Genomic DNA, 568 nt, shown 5'->3' on the forward strand with positions numbered 1-568 from the left:
GCTGCTGTTCCCCGGCCCGACCCGGGACTTCGAGGCCCACCGCCAGGCCTACGGCGACACCAGCGTGCTGGACAGCAAGGACTTCTTCTACGGGCTGCGTCCCGCCAAGGAGTACGCCGTCGACCTCGAGCCCGGGGTGCGGCTCCTGATCGAGCTCCAGGCGATCGGCGAGGCCGACGAGCGCGGGATGCGCACCGTGATGGCCACGCTGAACGGCCAGCTCCGCCCCATCCAGGTGCGCGACGTCGCCGCGGCCTCCGACGTCCCCGCCACCGAGAAGGCCGACCGGTCCAACCCCGGCCATGTGGCGGCCCCGTTCGCCGGTGTGGTGACCCTCGCGGTCGCCGAGGGCGACGAGGTGGAGGCCGGTGCGACCGTGGCCACCANNCCCGGCGAGGGGACCACCGCACGTGTGCGGGCAGGGCCGGCACCGCGGACGGCCGGCGGTGCGGGAACCGCCGTCATGCCTTCGCCGTCCCTCCCCGCACGCCTTCGACCGCGTGTCATCACCGCCCCGGGCCGGCCCGTGCCCCGCGGCACGGTCCGGACGCCCCCAGGCCCGGCTCCT

Annotated in this window: 1 pseudogene; it reads left to right on the forward strand. The window is 75.6% G+C overall.

What is annotated here, in order from left to right:
• Positions 1-442 (forward strand): annotated as a pseudogene (locus CCN35_RS29805) (pyruvate carboxylase); the annotation flags it as partial.
• Positions 443-568 lie beyond the last annotated feature (126 nt).

This window comes from Streptomyces thermovulgaris (assembly GCF_002155915.1).
GTDB lineage: Bacteria > Actinomycetota > Actinomycetes > Streptomycetales > Streptomycetaceae > Streptomyces > Streptomyces thermovulgaris.